Consider the following 16,667-nt stretch of genomic DNA (forward strand, 5'->3'; position numbering starts at 1 on the left):
GGAGGCAGGCGCGTGGCGTTACGAATGGTCAAGGCCCCGGGCGGACGCGCGCTCGCCGTGGAGTCCCTGGGCGATCCGCGCGGCCGTCCGGTGTTCCTGCTGCACGGCATGCCCGGCAGCCGGGTCGGCCCGCACCCGCGCAGCACCGTGCTGTACCGGCTGGGGGTGCGGCTGATCTCCTACGACCGGCCCGGGTACGGCGATTCGACCCGGCAGGTCGGGCGGCGGGTGAGCGCGGCCGCGGCCGACGTGCGGACCATCGCGGACGACCTCGGTCTGGAGGGCTTCGCGGTGCTGGGCCGCTCCGGCGGCGGCCCGCACGCGCTGGCCTGCGCGGCGCTGCTGCCGGAGCGGGTGAGCCGGGTGGCGGTGCTGGTGGGCCTCGCGCCGCGCAACGCGACCGGCCTGGACTGGTACGCGGGGATGACCCCCTCGAACGTCCGCGCCTACCGGGAGGCCGAGCGCGGCCACGACCGGATCGCGGACACGATGGAGTTCCGCTCCCGCCAGATCAAGGACGACCCGGTGCGGCTGCTGAACGGCCTGCGGCCCGAACTGTCGCCCGCCGACCGGATGGTGGTGGCCGACAGCGGGCTGCGCCGGATGCTGCAGAGCAACTACCGGGAGGCGTTCCGGCACGGCGCGGACGGCTGGATCGACGACGTGCTCGCGTTCACCGCCGACTGGGGCTTCAAGTGCGAGGACATCGCGGTGCCGACCTGGCTGTGGCACGGCGCGGACGACCAGTTCTCGCCGGTCGAGCACTCCCGCTGGCTGGCCGACCACATTCCGGGCGCCGAGCTCTTCCTCGAGCCCGGCGCCGCGCACTTCGGCGCCTTCCGGGTGCTGACCACCGCCCTGGCCTGGGCGGCCGGCTAGGGCCTCAGTCCTTCACCGGCGTCAGGGGCTCGCCCCCGGCCAGCACGGCGAGGATGTTGTCGACCGCCAGCCCGCCCATCGCCTGCCGGGTGCGGACGGTCGCGCTGCCGAGATGCGGGGCCAGCACGGCGCGCTCCTGGGCGAGCAGGGCGGACGGCACCGCGGGCTCGTGCTCGAAGTTGTCGACGGCGGCGGCGAACAGCGCGCCGGTCTCCAGGGCGGCCGCCAGTGCCTCCTCGTCGACCACGCCCGCCGTCATGCTCACCACGACGGCCCCGCGGGGCAGTTGCGCGAGCCGCCGGGCGTCCAGCAGGTGCCGGGTGGCCGCGCTGAGCGGGCAGGTGACGACCAGCACCGTGGACGTCGCGAGCAGCTCGTCCAGCGGCTTCCAGTCCGCGCCCTCGGCCCGCTCCGGCGGCAGTTCGCTCCGGTTGTGGTAGCTCACGGGCATGTCGAAGCCGCGCGCCCGCCGGGCGACGGCCTGCCCGATCCGGCCCATGCCGAGGATGCCGAGCGGGGTGCCGGACAGCTCCATGCCGAGCAGGAAGTTCGGCGCCCACACCCACGGCTGCCCGGAGCGCAGCAGCCGTTCGCCCTCGCCGAGCCGGCGGGTGGCGGCGAGCAGCAGCGCCCAGGCCATGTCGGCGGTGGCGGTGGTGAGCACGCCGGGGGTGTTGGTGACCAGCACCCCTCGTTCCGCGCAGGCCGCCACGTCGACGTTGTGGTAGCCGACGGCGTGGTTGGCGACGATCCGCAGCCGCGGCCCGGCGGCGTCCAGGAACTCGACGTCCACCCGGTCGTCCAGGGTGGTGAGGACGGCCCGGCGGCCGGGCAGGGCGGCCAGCAGCTCCGCCCGGGGCATCGACCGGTCCCGGTCGTGGCAGGTGACGACGTGGTGCGCGGTGAGCCGTTCGATCACGCCGGGCGCGAGGCGGCGGGTGACCAGGACCGGGGGCGGGAGCTCACTCATGGTCCCGCAGCGTACCCCCGGCCCCTGAACAGCCCTGTGAACAGCCCCCTGAGCGTCCCCGAACGCCTCACACCGGCTGCGGCTCCAGGTCCCGGTTGATCCGCTTCCAGCCCCGCGCCGACACCGTGTTGGGGTGCTCCTCGCCGAACTGCCGGATCAGCTCGGCGATCGAGCGGGCCCGCAGTTCGGCCGCCTGGCCGTGCCGGCCGGCCGCCCGCACGGTGATCGCCAGGTTGGCCTCGCAGGCGACGGCGTCCGGGTGCCGGGGGGTGTAGCGGGCGCACAGGCCCTCGTAGGCGGCGCGGCCCAGCTCCTCGGCGCGCTGGATCTGCCCGTCGTCGCCGTAGGCGTTGGCCAGGTTGATCATCGCGTTGAGGGTGTACGGGTGGTCCGGCCCGACCGACCGGGTGAGCCCGTCGACGGTGGCCCGGCCGCGCTCGATGGCGCCCGGGACGTCGCCGCTGCCGCGCAGGTAGATGCCGAGGTTGTTGGCACAGGCCAGGGTGAACGGGTGCTCGTCGCCGAACAGCCGCCGGTGACCCTCGAACACGGTGGCGCACAGGTCCCGGGCGGTCTCCTTGTCGCCGGAGGCGCTGTGGTCGGCCGCCAGGTTGAGCGCGCAGGCGAGCGCGTCGGGCGCGTCGGCGCCGTAGCGCTCCAGGTAGCGCTCGTAGGTCTCCTTGGTGATCCGGCGGGCCTCGGCGAGCTGGCCGATCCGGCGCAGCGAGACGGCCAGCGACTTGGCGTTGCGCAGGTTCTCCGGCAGGTCGGGGTCGAGGACGTCGCCGAGGTCGGCGGTGACTTCCTGGAGGAGCTCCACCGAGCCCTGGTAGTCGCCGAGTTCGCGCAGGTCGCGGGCGAGGTTGGACTTGGTGGACAGGGTGTACGGGTGTTTGGGCCCGAGGACGGCGGTGCGCCGGTCGAGGGTCTCCTGATCGAGTTCACGGGCGAGTTCGCTCTCGCCGACGAGCCGGTAGTCGATCGCCAGGTTGTTGGCCATGGCGAGGGTGCGCGGGTGGTCGTCGCCGAACAGCTCGCGGAACTGGGAGAGGATCTCGCGGTCGAGTTCCAGGGCGGCCTGGAAGCGGCCGAGGGCCCGGCGGTCGGCGCCGAGCGAGCCGGCCGTCATCAGGGTGTAGGCGTGGTGCTCGCCGAGCAGGCCGCGCTGGCGCTCCAGGGTGTCCTCGTCCAGGGCCAGGGCCTCGGCGTAGTTGCCCTGGGAGCGCAGGACGTTGGCGAGCTGGAAGCGCAGCAGGAGGGTCTGCCGGTCGCCCTCGCCGAGCTTGCGGGTCCACTCGGTGTCGAGGGCGTGGCCGAGGTCGCGGGCGCGGTCGAGCTCGCCGCGCTTCCACAGGTAGCGGACGCGGTCGATGAGCAGCTGGCGGGTGTCGGCCTCGTCGCAGTTGTGCGCCTTGGAGGGCGACAGGTGGGGCCAGATCTCGTCGAAGGCGGGCCAGTTGGCGGGGTCGTCGGTGTCGCCGAGGACGGGCCGGGCGCCGGTGAGGATGCGGTGCACCTCGTGGACGGCGACCTCCTGCTCCTCGTCGGTCATCTCGGCCCGGATCACCGCCTGGACGAGCCGGTGCACCTGGAAGCTGTTGCTGCCGGCGTCCACCTTGGCGAGCGCGTAGCGGCCGATGGCCTGGATGACCTTGCCCAGCATGAACTTGTCGCTGAGGTCGGCGTCGTACTTCACCAGCGCCCGGATCATCTGGTCGCTGTAGAAGAGGTTCATCGAGATCGGCTCGGGCGCGAAGAACGCGCACAGCTGGAGCAGCCGCACGGCGGCCGGGGACTGCTGGCGCAGCCGGCCGATGGAGACGTTCCAGGTGGCGCCGACCGGGGTCGGGTAGTCGGCGGGCCGGGCGACGGCCAGCGCGCGGGCGGCCTCGGCGTGCAGCTGGGTGACGTACGTCTCGACCGGGGTGCCGGTGGTGTCCAGCCACGCGGCGGCGACCTCGACGGCGAGCGGCAGGTCGCCGACGGCTTCGGCGACCCGGTCGGCGTCCGCCCGGGACAGGCCGCGGGCGCGCCGGCACAGGTGCTCCACGCTCTCGCCGCGGGTGAAGACGTCGACCTCCAGGGCCTCGGCGTGCCCGGTCCAGGCCTGGTTGCGGGAGGTGACCAGGATGTGGCCTGAGCCGCCGGGGAAGAAGCGGCGGATCTCGGACGGCTCGTCGGCGTTGTCGAAGATCAGCAGCCAGCGCGGGGTGGGCACGCCGCGGCGCAGCGCCTCGCGGGCGGCCTCGGCGGCTTCGGTGACGGAGTCGCCGACGCGCAGGCCCAGGCGCCGGGCGAGGTCGGCGAGGGCGGGGGCGACGAGCTCGGTCTGCTCGGCGTCGATCCACCACACCAGGTCGTAGTCGGACATGAAGCGGTGGGCGTACTCCAGGGCGACCTGGGTCTTTCCGACGCCGCCGAGCCCGTACAGCGTCTGCGGGGTGGGCAGGACGGCCGCCATGCCGCCGCGCAGCTGGTTGCGCAGCTGCTCCAGGACGGCGGCGCGGCCGGTGAAGGAGGGGTTGCGCGGCGGGACGTCCCACACGGCGGGCTTGCTGCCGGGGAAGCGCGGTCCGCTGCCGTTGGTCTCCGGCAGGACGGCTTCGCCGCGGCCGAGCGCGCGCAGCAGCGTCTGGACGGACTGGGCCTCGTCGCGGCCGACCAGGTCGACCGGGTTGCGGTTGCTGAACGGCGCGGTGAGCCGGACGTCGCCGACCCGGACGGGCACGAGCTGGCGGCGCGTGCCGGACGGGTCGGAGCTGACCACGGACTCCCACAGCGCCCGGGCCTGCGGGGAGCGCTGGTAGGCGGGCGAGAGCACGGCGACCGTCCGGTAGGCGGCGTCGATGCCGCGTTCGGTCTCCTCGCGCGGGTCGGTGCCGGCGCTGAGGTCCCGAGGGAGCACCCGGAAGCCGGCCCGGGTGAGGACGGACTCGATCCAGTCCGCCCACATCCGGTCCTCGGGCACGTACGACAGGTAGAGGTCGGCGGGCACCGAGGGGCGGCGGCGGGTGAACGCGTCGACGTAGCGCAGCCGCACCTCCTCGTCCACCGCCGGCAGGTTGGTGACCCGGCCCTCGGTGATGACGGAGGTCAGGCGCTCGCAGGCGGCGAGCATCGAGGTGGGCGTGCCGGGCTGGTCGCCGAAGGTCGCGAGGATCTCCTCGTAGGCGTAGAACGGCCGGTACGGGATCTCCACCGAGCCCCAGTACTGGGCGAGTTCCTCGCTGCCCAGGCCGGCCGGCAGTCCGTCGAAGCGCACCCGGGCGAGGGCGCGGCCGGCGTCCGCCTTCTCCTTCTCGCCCTCGTCGATGCGCATCGGGACGGGCAGGATGCGGATGCCGCGCTCGCGGTAGCGGTCGTGGATGTGCTGGGCGATCCGGGCCGCGCCGTCGATCGACTGGTCGCTGAGGGTGAAGCAGACGACGAGGTCGTCGGGCATCTGCACGGTGCAGATCTCGGCGATGTCGGACAGGCCGGTGCGGGAGTCGATCAGGACGTAGTCGTAGCGCTTGGCCATGTCGGCCTTGAGGGCGTCGAAGAACTGCCCGCCGTCGAACCGGTCGTAGAAGATGTCCCAGTCCAGGTGGGTGACGGCCTCCGAGTAGTCCCGGTTGAACTGGCCGGCGGAGAGGAAGTCGAGGCTGCCGCCGCGCGGGAACAGGGGCCAGGACAGCGACAGGGCGTGCGGGTGGACGCGGGCGAAGTCCAGGTGCCAGCCCTCGGCGTGCTCGACCGGGCGCAGCGCCTCCTCCCGGTACTCGGCGATCAGGTCCATCATGCCGGTGGTGCCGGCGAGGGAGGCGGGGTCGAGGAAGGGGTGGAAGAACTTGGCCAGGCCGGGCGCCTCCAGGTCCCAGTCGACGGTGAGCACCCGGTAGCCGTTGGCGGCCAGGATCCAGGCCGTGTTGGCGAGCGCCATGGTGCGGCCTGTGCCGCCCTTGTAGGAGTAGAACGTGACGATCCGCCCGCCCCGGTCCTGCTCCTCCGCGCGGCCGCGGGCATCGTGCCGCGCGGCCAGGTCGGCGGCGGTGAGCCCCCCGAGTCGGAGGTTCCTGGTGGTGTTGTCACTCATCTGGGTCCTCCCACGGGCGCCATCCCGTAGCCGGGGTCGTCATCGGGGTCGTCACGGTCTGGACGGTGGTCGTGGTCGAAGGGGTCGGGTTCGCGCCGGAACGCGTCCCGCAGGCTGGGCCGCGGCGCCGGGGGGTCGTCCGGCTCGGCCCGGGTGCGGCTCTCGAAGGCGTACTTGGCCTTCATCGCGGCCCGGGGCAGCGCGTCGTCGAAGTCGTCGAGGGTGGTGAGCCCGGGGGTGCCGGTCGCGCCGAGGAAGCTCGGGCGGCTGGCCCGGCGCGTGATCCGCAGCGTACTGTCGCTCAACTCGCCGATTTCGCCCTCGCGTTCCCGGCACTCCGGGTCGTCCGTGTTCCACGGCTCCAGGACGCTCACCCAGGTGGCGTCCGAGCGGTCGAAGCGCCGGACCAGTTCGCGGCGGCGCTCGTCGCACAGCGCCCACCGGTCCAGCAGGAGCAGGCCGGGCGCGGCGGCCTCGCCGCCGATGATCGCCTCGGCCTCGTCGTCGAACTCGTGCACGGTCGGCTGGAAGCCCAACTGCCGGGCGAGGCGCACCGCGTGCTGGGCGATCGGGGAGCCGGCGGGGCGGTAGGGGTGCCAGTCGGTGCGCTTGGCGCCGTAGTAGTCGGGGCTGCGGTCCTCGGGCAACTCGCCCTGGTGGTAGGAGAGGACGGAGATCCGGAGCTGCTTGGTCGGTGCGGTGACGTTGAACGCGCTGGGCAGGGCGTTGAAGTCCAGCCGCCGCCCGACCGGGATCACCGTCTCCTCGGCGACCTGCACGATCCGGGCCGCCAGCCGGTGCACGGCCAGCTCGTAGGCGGAGCGGAAGTAGGTGAGCTTCATCAGCGCGTACAGGCCCTCGGTGGCGTAGTCCGGCCCGAAGCTCGTGTGGTTGAACTGGAGGTCGCTGGCCACCTTGGGCAGCCGGTAGCGGCTCATCGGCGCCCACAGGACCGGCACGATCCCGCTGGTGCGCTCGGAGTCGAGGTTCGCCGGGTAGACGGGGCGGCGGGTGAAGGCGTGCCACTCCTGGCCGCACGGAACGCTGTTGAAGTACCGCGGCGAGTACAGCGGCACGAACACCCGGCAGTTGGCCAGCTCCTCCGACAGCCGCTCCGCCCACAACTCGCCCTGGTGCATGGACTCGTCCATGAACCCCACCGGCACCCCGGCGGGCGCGGCGGTCAGTTGGAGCACCGCCTCGCACAGGTCGCGGTACAGCTGGCGCACCCAGTGGTTCGGGTCCCCGGCACCGCGCGCGCCCGACCTCGGGGTGTGGGCGTAGGAGAGGAAGAAGTACGGTCGGGTGTCGTCCTCGTCCCAGCCCCGGTCGTTCACACGCGCCTCCCCCGGGCCCGCCGGCAACCTGTTTCCCGCAGCCCCCGTGCGCGGGGGCTTCAGTGTAGGAACGACTGAGGCCCCAATGGAATAGCACAACGACTCGCACGAATTGACATGACCGAAACGACGTGCTGGTCAGCCCTGCCTGAGGGAGTCCAGGTCGATGATCTGATCGGCAGCCGGGAGGCTGACGGTGACCGGAGCGTCGTAGTCGGAGAAGTCCATGGTCAAGCCGTCCGTGGTCCCGTCGATCCGCGACGTCTCGACCCGGACGGGGTGCGCCGGGCCGTCGGTGGCGACGTAACCGTCGAAGCTGCCGTTGGCCTGGCTGATCGACATGATGGACACCACCTTCCGCCCGTTCACCGTGGTGGTGCCCTCGGAGAGGACCTGCCGGTACCAGTCGCCGTCCCCGAAGACGGGCGTGCTCTTGAGGTCGCAGAACGACGTCACCTTCTCCTGCGCGTCCCCCGGCTTCACGCGCAGCCACCGCCCCCTGCCCAACGCGACGGCCTTGTCCCCGCCGGCCTTGGAAAGCAGCCGGTCGTCCTCCTTGAACAGCGTCTGCCCGTGGCCGAGCAGCACCTCGAGCCTGCCCGAGTCCCCGAAGTCGAACGTCCCGGCACAGTCACCGTTCTCGGCCACCGACAGCACGAACGCCGTCCTGTCCCCCGACTCGACCTCACTCCCGGTGATCTTCACCGAGGCCGCCTTCGAGAACACCTTGTGCCCCTCCGCCAGGATCGTCCCCCCGGTCGCCGACTCCAGCCGCTCGGCGGTGGCGGAAGGACTCGAACCGGCAGCGCCGCCCGTCTTCCCGCCGTCCCCACACCCGGCGAGCGCGACCAGGGCCGCGAGGACCCCAGCGCCGACAGCAGCCCGCTTGAAGATCACGATCAACCCTTCACACGACGAACACCCGTGCGGATCCTATGCGCCGAGCCCGCCCGCGCGGCCGGACGGGCCGTGTGCGATGGACGACACCTATCCCCGGTCACGCCGGTACGCGCGGAGGAGCGCGAGGAGGTTGATCACGGTGCTGGCCGGAACGTTCCCCAGGTGGACGAGGACCCGACCGTCGATGACGCTCTCCCCGGGCCGGGCGGAGGGCCAGAGGATCCCGTACCGCCTTCCCTCGGTGCGGAGTTCGACGATCAGCTCGGTGATCTGCCGACTGGTGAGGTGCTTGATCGCCGGGTCGGAGGGGTGGAGCGGGTGGAGGGCGTTCACGCGACACCGTCCAGCTCGAACCAGACGCGCTTGCCGAGCCCCTGCGGCTCCGCACCCCACCGGTGCGTGAGCCCTTCGACCAGCTGGAGCCCTCTCCCGTTCTCGGCGAGGCCGACGGGCTCGCGCTGTTCGGGGAGGGCGGAACTGCGGTCGGCGACGGTCACCCGGAGGGTCCCGCCGACGATGACGACGAGCACGACGGGCGTGGCGGTCCGCCCGTGCCGCCACGCGTTCACGACCAGCTCGACGAGCGCCAGCTCGGCGTCCGCGATGACGGAGGGGCCGTACCCGGCGCGCGCCATCGCGTCGCGCAACGCCTCGCGGGAGACGGTGAGGGAGGGGGAGTTGAGCATGGGGTTACACATGGGGAATCTCCCAGCGGTGCAGTGGAGGGGGCGCACCCGTTGAGTGGGTCGCCGTGAGCCAGTTCGCGATGCGAGTGCTCTGCGGAGCCCGGACAGACGGTACCAACTGCCCTGATTGCGGACGTTACTGACTACCCGTCCGGTGCGCGGTTCACTAAGACTTTAGGGCCAGGAAAGTGAAGTTGGCAACACGCTCTGCACATGCCCCTACACTTTCCGCAAGGATCGCAGTCGCGAGGAAGGCACGTTCCATGGGCTTCAGTTCTGGGATCAGCGAACGACAGCGTCGGCTTGGCGAGGAACTTCGCCGCGCACGCGATGCCGCAGGCCTTCCCGCTTTGGAGATCGGACGCGCGATCGGCGTCAAGGGTCCAGCTGTCAGCCACATCGAGGCTGGCAGGATGGGCCTAAATATTGACCGGCTGAACATCTGGCTCGACCTCTGCAACGTCACGGACCCCGCCTACCGAGCCGGCCTCACGGTCCTGAGCCGGAGCAGCGGCAAGGGTTGGTGGAACGGCTACCGACACCACGTCGTGCCATCCGCGCTCGACCTCGCCGAATTCGAGTCGAACGCCACCAGCCTGGACACCTACGAGACCCTCATGATCCCGGGGCTGCTCCAGACCAAGGGCTACAGCGAAGTCATCCTCGGATACAGCGAGAGGAAGGTCGAGTTCCGCCTCCGACGCCAGGAGCTACTGTCGGGCGTGAACCCGCCCCCGCTCCGCGCAGTGATCCACGAAGCGGCTCTCCACATGATGTTCGGAGGGCCGACCGTCATGCGCGAGCAGTTGGACCACCTGATCGAAATGAGCAAGCAGCCGAACGTGACGATCCAGATCCTCCCGTTCGACTGCACCACATACGCGTCGAGCGAGACACCGTTCATGCTGATCAGCGGTCCTCACGCCCGACTTGGCACAGTTCTGCTCGAACACCCGCATGGCTCGGCCTTCATAGGAGATCCTGAGGCCGTGGCGACATTTGACCGGAAGTTCGATCGGCTGAGGAGCCTGGCCCTTCCTCCCCTGTCCGTCGCCACACCCTCGTCATCAACAGCCCGTCGCGATTCGTTGGGCTTGATCCAGCACGTCCGCTACAAGGTCCAGGGAAGATAGCCATGCACCAGCTCAACTGGCAGAAGTCCAGCTTCAGCGGCGACCAGGCCAACTGCGTCGAGATCGCTTCTTCAGGTGAGCTGGTCCACATCCGCGAATCCGACGACCCCACCGTCATCATCACCACCACCCGCGCCAAGCTCCACGCCTGGCTCCAGGGCGCCAAGGCCGGCGAGTTCGACCACTTCACCGCCTGACCGCCGCCCCGAAGGGCCCCGGCGGCGGCGCCGGGGGCCCTTCGGACACCGTCCGGACGTGTCGGACGGCTGCGGCGCGGGACGTCAGGAGCGGGCGAGGCGGAGGAAGTGTTCGGCGAGGTCCACGGCCTCTCGCAGGGGGATCAGGCGGCAGGTGGCGCTGCCGATGGGGCGGGTGGTGACGGTGGTGGCCGCCGCGAGCACCTGGGCGCCCAGGGTGGCGAAGTGGAGGTCGTCGAGGTCCGGGGCCTTGAACGTCGTCCAGCCCTCCGCGCCGACACAGCGGTACTCGCGCTGCGGGACGTCGGGCATCCGCAGGTCGGCGAGGTGGAAACCGGTGAAGCGGGCGATCGGGACGCCGATGGTCAGGACCCGGGCGTCGAGGTCGTAGAGGCGGCCGAGCGGGGATTCGGGGCCGAGGTGGCAGTTCAGCGGGTGACTCGACGTGATCGCCAGGGCGTGCGGGCCGATGGCCGCCCATGACGTCTGGGGGTGCGCGCTGCGCAGGGCGTCCGGATGCGTGCGGATCGCCTCCGAGAGGGTGCCCATCGTGGGGGACGCCGGGGTGGTGGCCGGGTCGAACCGCGGCATCCGGGAGAGGTAGTCGTCCACGCCCTCCGGGGAGAGGCCGGCGGTCTCGGCCCGGTGGATGCGCGAGGTGGCCGAGTTCTCCGGGGTCGCCGTGTAGGCGACGAGCGTGCCCTCGTGCCCCAGCGCGTCGAGCAGGGCGTCCACCACGGTCGTCGCGCCGCCGGGCACCGGGCCGAGTGCGCGCAGGGACGCCTGGGCGTGGAGCACCATGCCCGGGCGGACGCCGAGTTCGGTGAACTCACGGGCGAGCAGGGCGAGCGGGGCGGCGGCGGCGCTGCCCGCGCGGAATTCGGTGAGGATGACGCTTCCCCGGGGTCGAGGGCCCCGGGGTGAGGGAGCCCCGGGGCGGGTGGATGGTGGTCAGACCGCGGCGCGTTCCCGCCGGGTCCGATCGGCCGCCCGTTCGGCCGCCGCGGGCAGCGGCACGGCCAGCCAGGGGGCCACGGTGGCACGCATGCCGTCGGCGAAGCGCGAGCCGAGCGGCGTCAGCGCGCCCGAACCGGCCAGCCGCTCGACGGCTTCCGCGGTGTACCGCCGCCACAGCGCGAACTCGCGCCGGGCCCGGTCCGCGGCCTCGCCCGGCAGCCCGTCGTACGCGAGCGTGCGGGTGCCCCAGTACTCCGTGACCGCCAGGTGGGCGTACGTTCCCTGGAGCAGGCCCTCCAGCGGCCGGGGGTCGGGCCGCCAGGGCGCGAAGTACAGCGTGTCGTCGCCTCGGTCGTACAGGTCCGTGAGGTCGAGCACCGCGCCCAACTTCACGTGCTGGAACTCGTGGGCCAGCAGGAGGGCGAGCGTCGGCGCCGTCGCCGGGCGGGCGATGCCCACCGCGCCGAAGGCCTGCCGCGCCGCCGAGCTGATGTCCCGGCCCGCGGGGCCCGGCCGCAACGGGGTCACCGTCGTGAGGCCGGCCCGGATGCCCTCCGCGTACCCGGGCAGGTCCCGCCCGAGCAGCTCCCAGGCCTCGCGCAACGCGCCCGTCCAGTCGAGGAGTTCGCCGTTCGAAAGCCGCTCCGACACCGCGTGGGCGTGGCTGTCGCGCAGCGGGTCGACATCCTCCAGCGCGACCTCCCAGCCGCCCGCCAGCCGGACGAGCCGCAGCGGCTCGTCCAGCGACGAGAGGACGGACCCGTCCGACGCGCGAACCGTGAAACCGTCCGCCGTACCCGTCACGACGGCCTCGCCGTCCGGGAGGGCGAGGCGCCCGAGCGTCGGCAGGTGCAGCCACCCGCCGCGCACCGGCACGGCCACCGCGTCGCCCCGGCCGGCCCGCACCGCGGCGGCCGCGGCGAGCGCGGCCAGCGGCCCGAGCCCGGTGCCGAGGTCCCCGGCGAGGCGCCGGGCGGCCCAGGCGCGCGCGTACGGATGGGCGAGGACGGCGTCGACGGCCGCGGGGGCGGCCACGTCCAGCGCGGCGAGCAGGGACCACGCCTCGGGCCGCCCCTGTCCGGAGGCGTCCCAGGCGGCGGCCAGCATCGCCCGGGTGAGGGCGAGTTGGGAGCGGCCGAGGGCGCGGACGGTGTCCGCGCTCCCGTAGCCGCGGGCGAGCTCGTCGAGCTGGTGGTCGGCGAGCGCCGCCGGCACGACCGGCGCGGCGCTCCGGGCGGGGACGGCCACCGTGCCGCCGTACGCCGCCACGCCGTTGATGAGCGCCATGAGGTCCCCGCAGTAGACGGAGGGATTGTCGAAGCCGCCTCCCCCATCGTCGCTCCGATAGCGGTGGGCGTACAGACCGCCTCCGCAACTCCGCACGACGGGGCAGGCGCGGCAGGTGCCGGAGAGGCCGGCGAGACCGGACTGGCGGGCCACGATGCCGGGGTGCCCGGCGAGGTCGTCGAGGCTGTGGTCGAAGACGTTCAGCCCGGTGGCGGGGGCGCCGTCGTACGCGGTCTTCAGGCTGTCGGCCTGCTCGAAGGTCCCGTCCGTCTCCAGCACCGCGAGGTCGGAGGGCTCCAGGCCGAGCGACTCGGTGAGGCTGGAGAAGCCGCGCCGCGTCCGGTGGACGGACTCGAAGGTCCGCACCGCGAAGGGCCGCCGGTCCGCCTCCCACCGCTCGTGGACGGCGAGCAGCCAGTCGGCGTACGGGGTCGGCCCGAGCGTGGAGGGACGTTTCGGCGGATCGTCCCAGGTCGCGTGCGGCAGCAGGAAGTCGACCGCGGGGGGGCGGAGTTCGACCAGGGCCCGGTAGACGGCGACCGGATCGTTCTCGACGTCGATCGTGCACAGCAGTCCGGCGAACAGGTGCCGGTACGCGGGCTCGCGCAGCAGCGCGACGGCCCGCAGGACCTGCGGGTGGCTGCTGCGCCCGTCGGCGAAGCGCCGGTGCCGGTCGTTGGCGGCCCGGTCGCCGTCGAGCGAGACGCCGACGCGGACGCCCAGTTCGGCGAACAGGTCGCAGAAGGCGCGGCTCAGCAGCACGCCGTTCGTGTGGATGCGCAGGTCGAGGGCGCAGCCGGGCGGGAGAGCCGCCCGGAGCGCCTCGGCGGCGCGGCGCAGCCGGTCCGGGCCGGCGAGCAGGGGTTCTCCCCCGTGCAGGACGACCCGGACGACGGGCAGCCGGTGGGCGGCCGCGTGCTCGCCGATGCGTTCGGCGGCCTTGGCCAGGATCTCGTCACCGACGTTCTTCGGCCGGGTGCGCCAGCTGCTGTCGGCGTGCTCGTAGACGTAGCAGTGGTCGCAGGCGAGATCACACCGGCTGTGCATCTTGACCACGAATTGCGTCAGGGGAATTCGCGTCGTCATGGTCTGACTCGAAGGGTCGGTCTCGGCCCGCCGGTCAGATCGAGGAGTTGAAGGCCGCGACCGGCACGAGACCGGATTCCGCGCCGGGGAGTGCGCGCCGCAGGCTCTCGGCGAGCTCCTCCGCGCCCAGTGCGGCCAGATCGGCGAGGGAGGGGCGCTCCGGCGTCTCCTGAGGGTCAGTCAGGTTGCCGGCCGGCCTCATGCTGGTTACCGGTGTCATATTCGTTTCCTTAGGCGCGGTTACGACCTGCCGAGGGTGGGTAAGCCACCCGGTTGCGACCAATGTAGTGCCCGCGAGGCGCCAACGCGGCACCTTGCGGTTTCGAGTTGGTCTCCGCAACGGTCCGACGCCGTGCGGCGGCGCGTAGGGCCCCGAGAATTCACCCGTTCGGCGGTCGCGCACTTCGCCGTGGCGCGCGCCGAAGCGCGATTTCCGGACCGGCCGGTCACTCCCCACCCTGCCCGTGGACGGACCGCACCACCTCCGCGGTGAACTCCAGACCGTAGTCGGTGAGTTCGCCGCTCGCCAGAAGCGTCTCACCCGCCGAGAGCGTGTGCGCCCGCCAGCGCTCGTACTCGCGCTCCGCACGCTCCCGGCCGACCCCCGCGAGGGCCTCGGCCCGCCAGAAGTCGGCGACCCCCAGGTGGGCGTACGTCCCCTGAAGCAGCGCGCCGACCGGGCGCAGGTCGGGCCGCCAGGGCGCGTGGTAGACGGCGGCGCCGTTGGGCCGGTGGAGCGGCACGAGGTCGAGCAGGGCACCGAGTTGGACGTGCAGGAACTCGTGCACCAGGGCCAGCGCCAGCAGCACCGGATCGTCCGGCAGCGAAGCCGCCACCGCACCGTACGCCCGCCGGGCGGCAGCGCTCACCGCCTCCCCGCCGGGGGCCGCCCGGAGCGGGACGATCGTGGTGACACAGGCGGCCACAGCTTCCGCGTGCAGCCGGTGCCGCCGCACGAGCACAGCCCAGGCAGCCGCCAACCGCGCCCGCCACTCACCCAGCTCGGCCGACGTCAGCGGCCCGGCCGGCGGACGTCCGTAGTCCACCCGCCACGGCCCGACGTGGTCGATCACCGGAGCCCAGCGCAGTCCGTCACACTCCAGCACCAGCGGACACCCGGCACCGGACCGCACGAACTCACCCAGCCCGCCCAGCCGCACATCCTCACCAAGGGCCAGGCCCCGGAGGCAGTCGGCGGCCCAGGCGTCCAACTCCGGTCGCAGCAACACCTCTTCCCACCGCGCCCGGTCCGCCCGCTGCAAGGCCCGCACCTCGGCGTACGCCGCGTGGTACCCGTCGCCCTCCGGAGCCACCCGACGCAGCGCCACCAGCAGCAGGGCCCGCTTGCTCAACTGCCCCGCCCGCACCACACGAACGGCCCCCGCCCCACCCCGCCCACCCGCGATCGAAAGAAACGTCCCCCGGTCCACCCCGTGCCGGGGCACCCCATCCGCCCCCCGCGCCCCCGGCACCCCGACCGCCACCACAGCCTCACCCGCACCCGTCACCGTTCCGTCCTCCCAGTCCGACGCCAGCCCGCAGTGTCACCCCCTAGGCCGACAGGAAACGCCGCCAACAGCGAGGAGTAACCCGAACGGCCGACCCCACCTCCCCCGCACCACCCCACCCCCGCACCCCCTCACCCCATCTCTCGCCCCCTCACCCCCTCACGCCCCCACACGACCCCACCGACCTCAACCCACCCCCTCCCCTCCAACCCCCGCGAGAGGGTGTGCTGCGGGAGGGGCGGTGGAGGGGGTGGCTGCGGAGAGGGGCGTGACGGGTGATTTTCAGACTGCCGACGGCGAGACGACCCCACCCACAGAGTCGGCAGTCGGAAAATCATCCAGCCCCCGGAGCGGCCACCCCCGGAACCGCCCCGCACCCACCCACCCGAGAGCCCACCCCCACGGACAAGCCCCGCGCAGCGGCCCCCACCGCCCCCCTCAACCGCCCCACCACATGCCGAATCAACCGATCCAAATCCACGCAGTACACCGAAGGATGCCCAAACCCACGCCCAGCCTCACCCCCATGCCCATGCCCATGCCCATGCCCACCCGCACCCCCACCCCCCGCATACCGATGCGCATAGAGCCCGCCCCCACACACCCGGACCACCGGACACCCCCCACAAACCGCCCCGAGCCCGTCCACCCCACGCTGGCGCGCCAGGAACGCAGGATGCGCCGCAGCATCCGCGAACCCGTGCCGCCACACGTCCAGCCCCGTCGCCGCAGCCCCGTCGAACGCCACCTTCAGACTGTCCGCCTGCTCGATCGCCCCGTCCGCCTCGATCACCACGAGGTCCACCGGCGCCAACCCGACCGCCTCACTGGCTGCACGCCCACCGAGCACCAGCACGGCGAGCTCCTCGAAGAGCCGCACCCCGGTCTCCCGCCGGGGCGCGTCGAACCAACGGTCGAACGCGGCGATCAGCCACTCCCCGTACGGCGCGTCCTCCCCGCCACCAGGCGGCGCCGACGGCAGGGCGCGCCGCACGCCCGCCGGCTGCTCCTGCCACGTCGCATGGGGCAGCAGCAGATCGAGCCGCGGCGGAGCGAACTCCAACAGAGCCTCGTACGTGGCCACCGGATCCGCCGAAAGATCGACGACGCACAGCAGCCCGGCGAACAGCGAGCGGTGTTCGGGCGAGCCGAGCAACCGCACCGCCTCGGCGGTCCGCTCCCAGCTGCCCGCGCCGGAGGGCAGCAGACGGTGCCGGTCGTGGTCGGCGCGCGTGCCGTCCAGCGAGACCCCGACACCGACCTGGTACCGGTGCAGGACGTCCAGGAGCGCCGGCTCGTCGAGCAGCCGCAGCCCGTTGGTCTGCAGGCTGAACCGCACCCGCGGCCCGGCCCCCGCCACCCCTCCCAAGTCCGCCAACTCTCCCAACAGGGCGTCGAGATGACCAGCCCCGACGAGCAGCGGCTCCCCGCCGTGCAGCACCACGGCGACCTCGTCGAGCCCGTGCTCGGCCGCGTGCTCGGCGATCCGCCGCGCGGTGCGCCGGACCACCGGCAGCTCCATCCGCCGGGGCCGGTCCCGCCAGCTCCGGTCCGCGGCCTCGTAGACGTAGCAGTAGTCGCAGGCCAGGTTGCACCGACTGTGGATCTTCAGCAGGAACTGCCGGAACGGCACCATGCAGCGAGCCTAACGG

General features: G+C 72.8%; 14 protein-coding genes. 3 read left to right on the top strand and 11 right to left on the bottom strand.

Annotated features, from left to right (window positions below; all coding sequences use genetic code 11):
* The first annotated feature begins 24 nt into the window (after positions 1-24).
* A complete protein-coding gene (locus PUR71_RS40030; RefSeq protein ID WP_329932364.1) occupies positions 25-879 on the top strand; it encodes an alpha/beta fold hydrolase in 855 nt (284 codons plus the stop codon).
* Positions 880-883: 4 nt separating this feature from the next.
* Here PUR71_RS40030 and PUR71_RS40035 read toward each other — a convergent pair whose 3' ends face one another.
* The 6 genes from PUR71_RS40035 to PUR71_RS40060 form a co-directional block, all read right to left on the bottom strand.
* On the bottom strand, positions 884-1,849 hold the full coding sequence (locus PUR71_RS40035) for a 2-hydroxyacid dehydrogenase (protein ID WP_329932222.1): 966 nt from the start codon (positions 1,847-1,849) through the stop codon (positions 884-886).
* A gap of 67 nt (positions 1,850-1,916) precedes the next feature.
* Positions 1,917-5,924: an FxSxx-COOH system tetratricopeptide repeat protein gene (gene fxsT, locus PUR71_RS40040; RefSeq protein WP_443077744.1), complete on the bottom strand. Its 4,008-nt coding sequence runs from the start codon at positions 5,922-5,924 to the stop codon at positions 1,917-1,919.
* Positions 5,921-7,261 carry a TIR-like protein FxsC gene (locus PUR71_RS40045; RefSeq protein ID WP_329932223.1) on the bottom strand — a complete coding sequence of 447 codons (1,341 nt, stop codon included), beginning with the start codon at positions 7,259-7,261 and terminating at the stop codon, positions 5,921-5,923. The genes fxsT and PUR71_RS40045 overlap by 4 nt, the downstream gene beginning before the upstream one ends.
* Positions 7,262-7,399: 138 nt before the next feature.
* On the bottom strand, positions 7,400-8,158 hold the full coding sequence (locus PUR71_RS40050) for a hypothetical protein (RefSeq protein WP_329932224.1): 759 nt from the start codon (positions 8,156-8,158) through the stop codon (positions 7,400-7,402).
* 90 nt (positions 8,159-8,248) lie between these two features.
* The gene (locus tag PUR71_RS40055) at positions 8,249-8,494 is read right to left on the bottom strand and encodes a hypothetical protein (protein ID WP_329932225.1); all 246 of its coding nucleotides are present in this window, start codon (positions 8,492-8,494) and stop codon (positions 8,249-8,251) included.
* Positions 8,491-8,859 (bottom strand): ATP-binding protein, encoded by a 369-nt coding sequence (locus PUR71_RS40060; protein WP_329932226.1) that lies wholly within the window; start codon positions 8,857-8,859, stop codon positions 8,491-8,493. The genes PUR71_RS40055 and PUR71_RS40060 overlap by 4 nt, the downstream gene beginning before the upstream one ends.
* A gap of 251 nt (positions 8,860-9,110) precedes the next feature.
* Between PUR71_RS40060 and PUR71_RS40065 the strand changes: the two genes are divergently transcribed.
* Both PUR71_RS40065 and PUR71_RS40070 read left to right on the top strand, forming a co-directional pair.
* The gene (locus PUR71_RS40065) at positions 9,111-9,980 is read left to right on the top strand and encodes a helix-turn-helix domain-containing protein (RefSeq protein ID WP_329932227.1); all 870 of its coding nucleotides are present in this window, start codon (positions 9,111-9,113) and stop codon (positions 9,978-9,980) included.
* Positions 9,981-9,982: 2 nt separating this feature from the next.
* Positions 9,983-10,177 carry a DUF397 domain-containing protein gene (locus tag PUR71_RS40070; RefSeq protein ID WP_329932228.1) on the top strand — a complete coding sequence of 65 codons (195 nt, stop codon included), beginning with the start codon at positions 9,983-9,985 and terminating at the stop codon, positions 10,175-10,177.
* Positions 10,178-10,261: 84 nt separating this feature from the next.
* Here PUR71_RS40070 and PUR71_RS40075 read toward each other — a convergent pair whose 3' ends face one another.
* The 5 genes from PUR71_RS40075 to PUR71_RS40095 form a co-directional block, all read right to left on the bottom strand.
* Positions 10,262-10,978, bottom strand: coding sequence for an aminoglycoside N(3)-acetyltransferase (locus PUR71_RS40075; protein WP_329932229.1), 717 nt, complete (start codon positions 10,976-10,978; stop codon positions 10,262-10,264).
* Between the two features lie 150 nt (positions 10,979-11,128).
* Complete coding sequence (locus tag PUR71_RS40080) at positions 11,129-13,507, bottom strand: FxsB family cyclophane-forming radical SAM/SPASM peptide maturase (RefSeq protein ID WP_329932230.1); 2,379 nt, start codon at positions 13,505-13,507, stop codon at positions 11,129-11,131.
* 34 nt (positions 13,508-13,541) lie between these two features.
* Entirely contained in the window at positions 13,542-13,727 is a 186-nt protein-coding gene (gene fxsA / locus PUR71_RS40085) for an FxSxx-COOH cyclophane-containing RiPP peptide (RefSeq protein WP_329932231.1), read from the bottom strand.
* A 226-nt stretch (positions 13,728-13,953) separates the two neighbouring features.
* Positions 13,954-14,859 carry an aKG-HExxH-type peptide beta-hydroxylase gene (locus PUR71_RS40090; protein ID WP_329932232.1) on the bottom strand — a complete coding sequence of 302 codons (906 nt, stop codon included), beginning with the start codon at positions 14,857-14,859 and terminating at the stop codon, positions 13,954-13,956.
* A 490-nt stretch (positions 14,860-15,349) separates the two neighbouring features.
* A complete protein-coding gene (locus tag PUR71_RS40095; RefSeq protein ID WP_329932233.1) occupies positions 15,350-16,651 on the bottom strand; it encodes an FxsB family cyclophane-forming radical SAM/SPASM peptide maturase in 1,302 nt (433 codons plus the stop codon).
* Positions 16,652-16,667 lie beyond the last annotated feature (16 nt).

The sequence above is a fragment of the Streptomyces sp. SP17BM10 genome, assembly GCF_036322405.1.
Taxonomy (GTDB): Bacteria; Actinomycetota; Actinomycetes; order Streptomycetales; family Streptomycetaceae; genus Kitasatospora.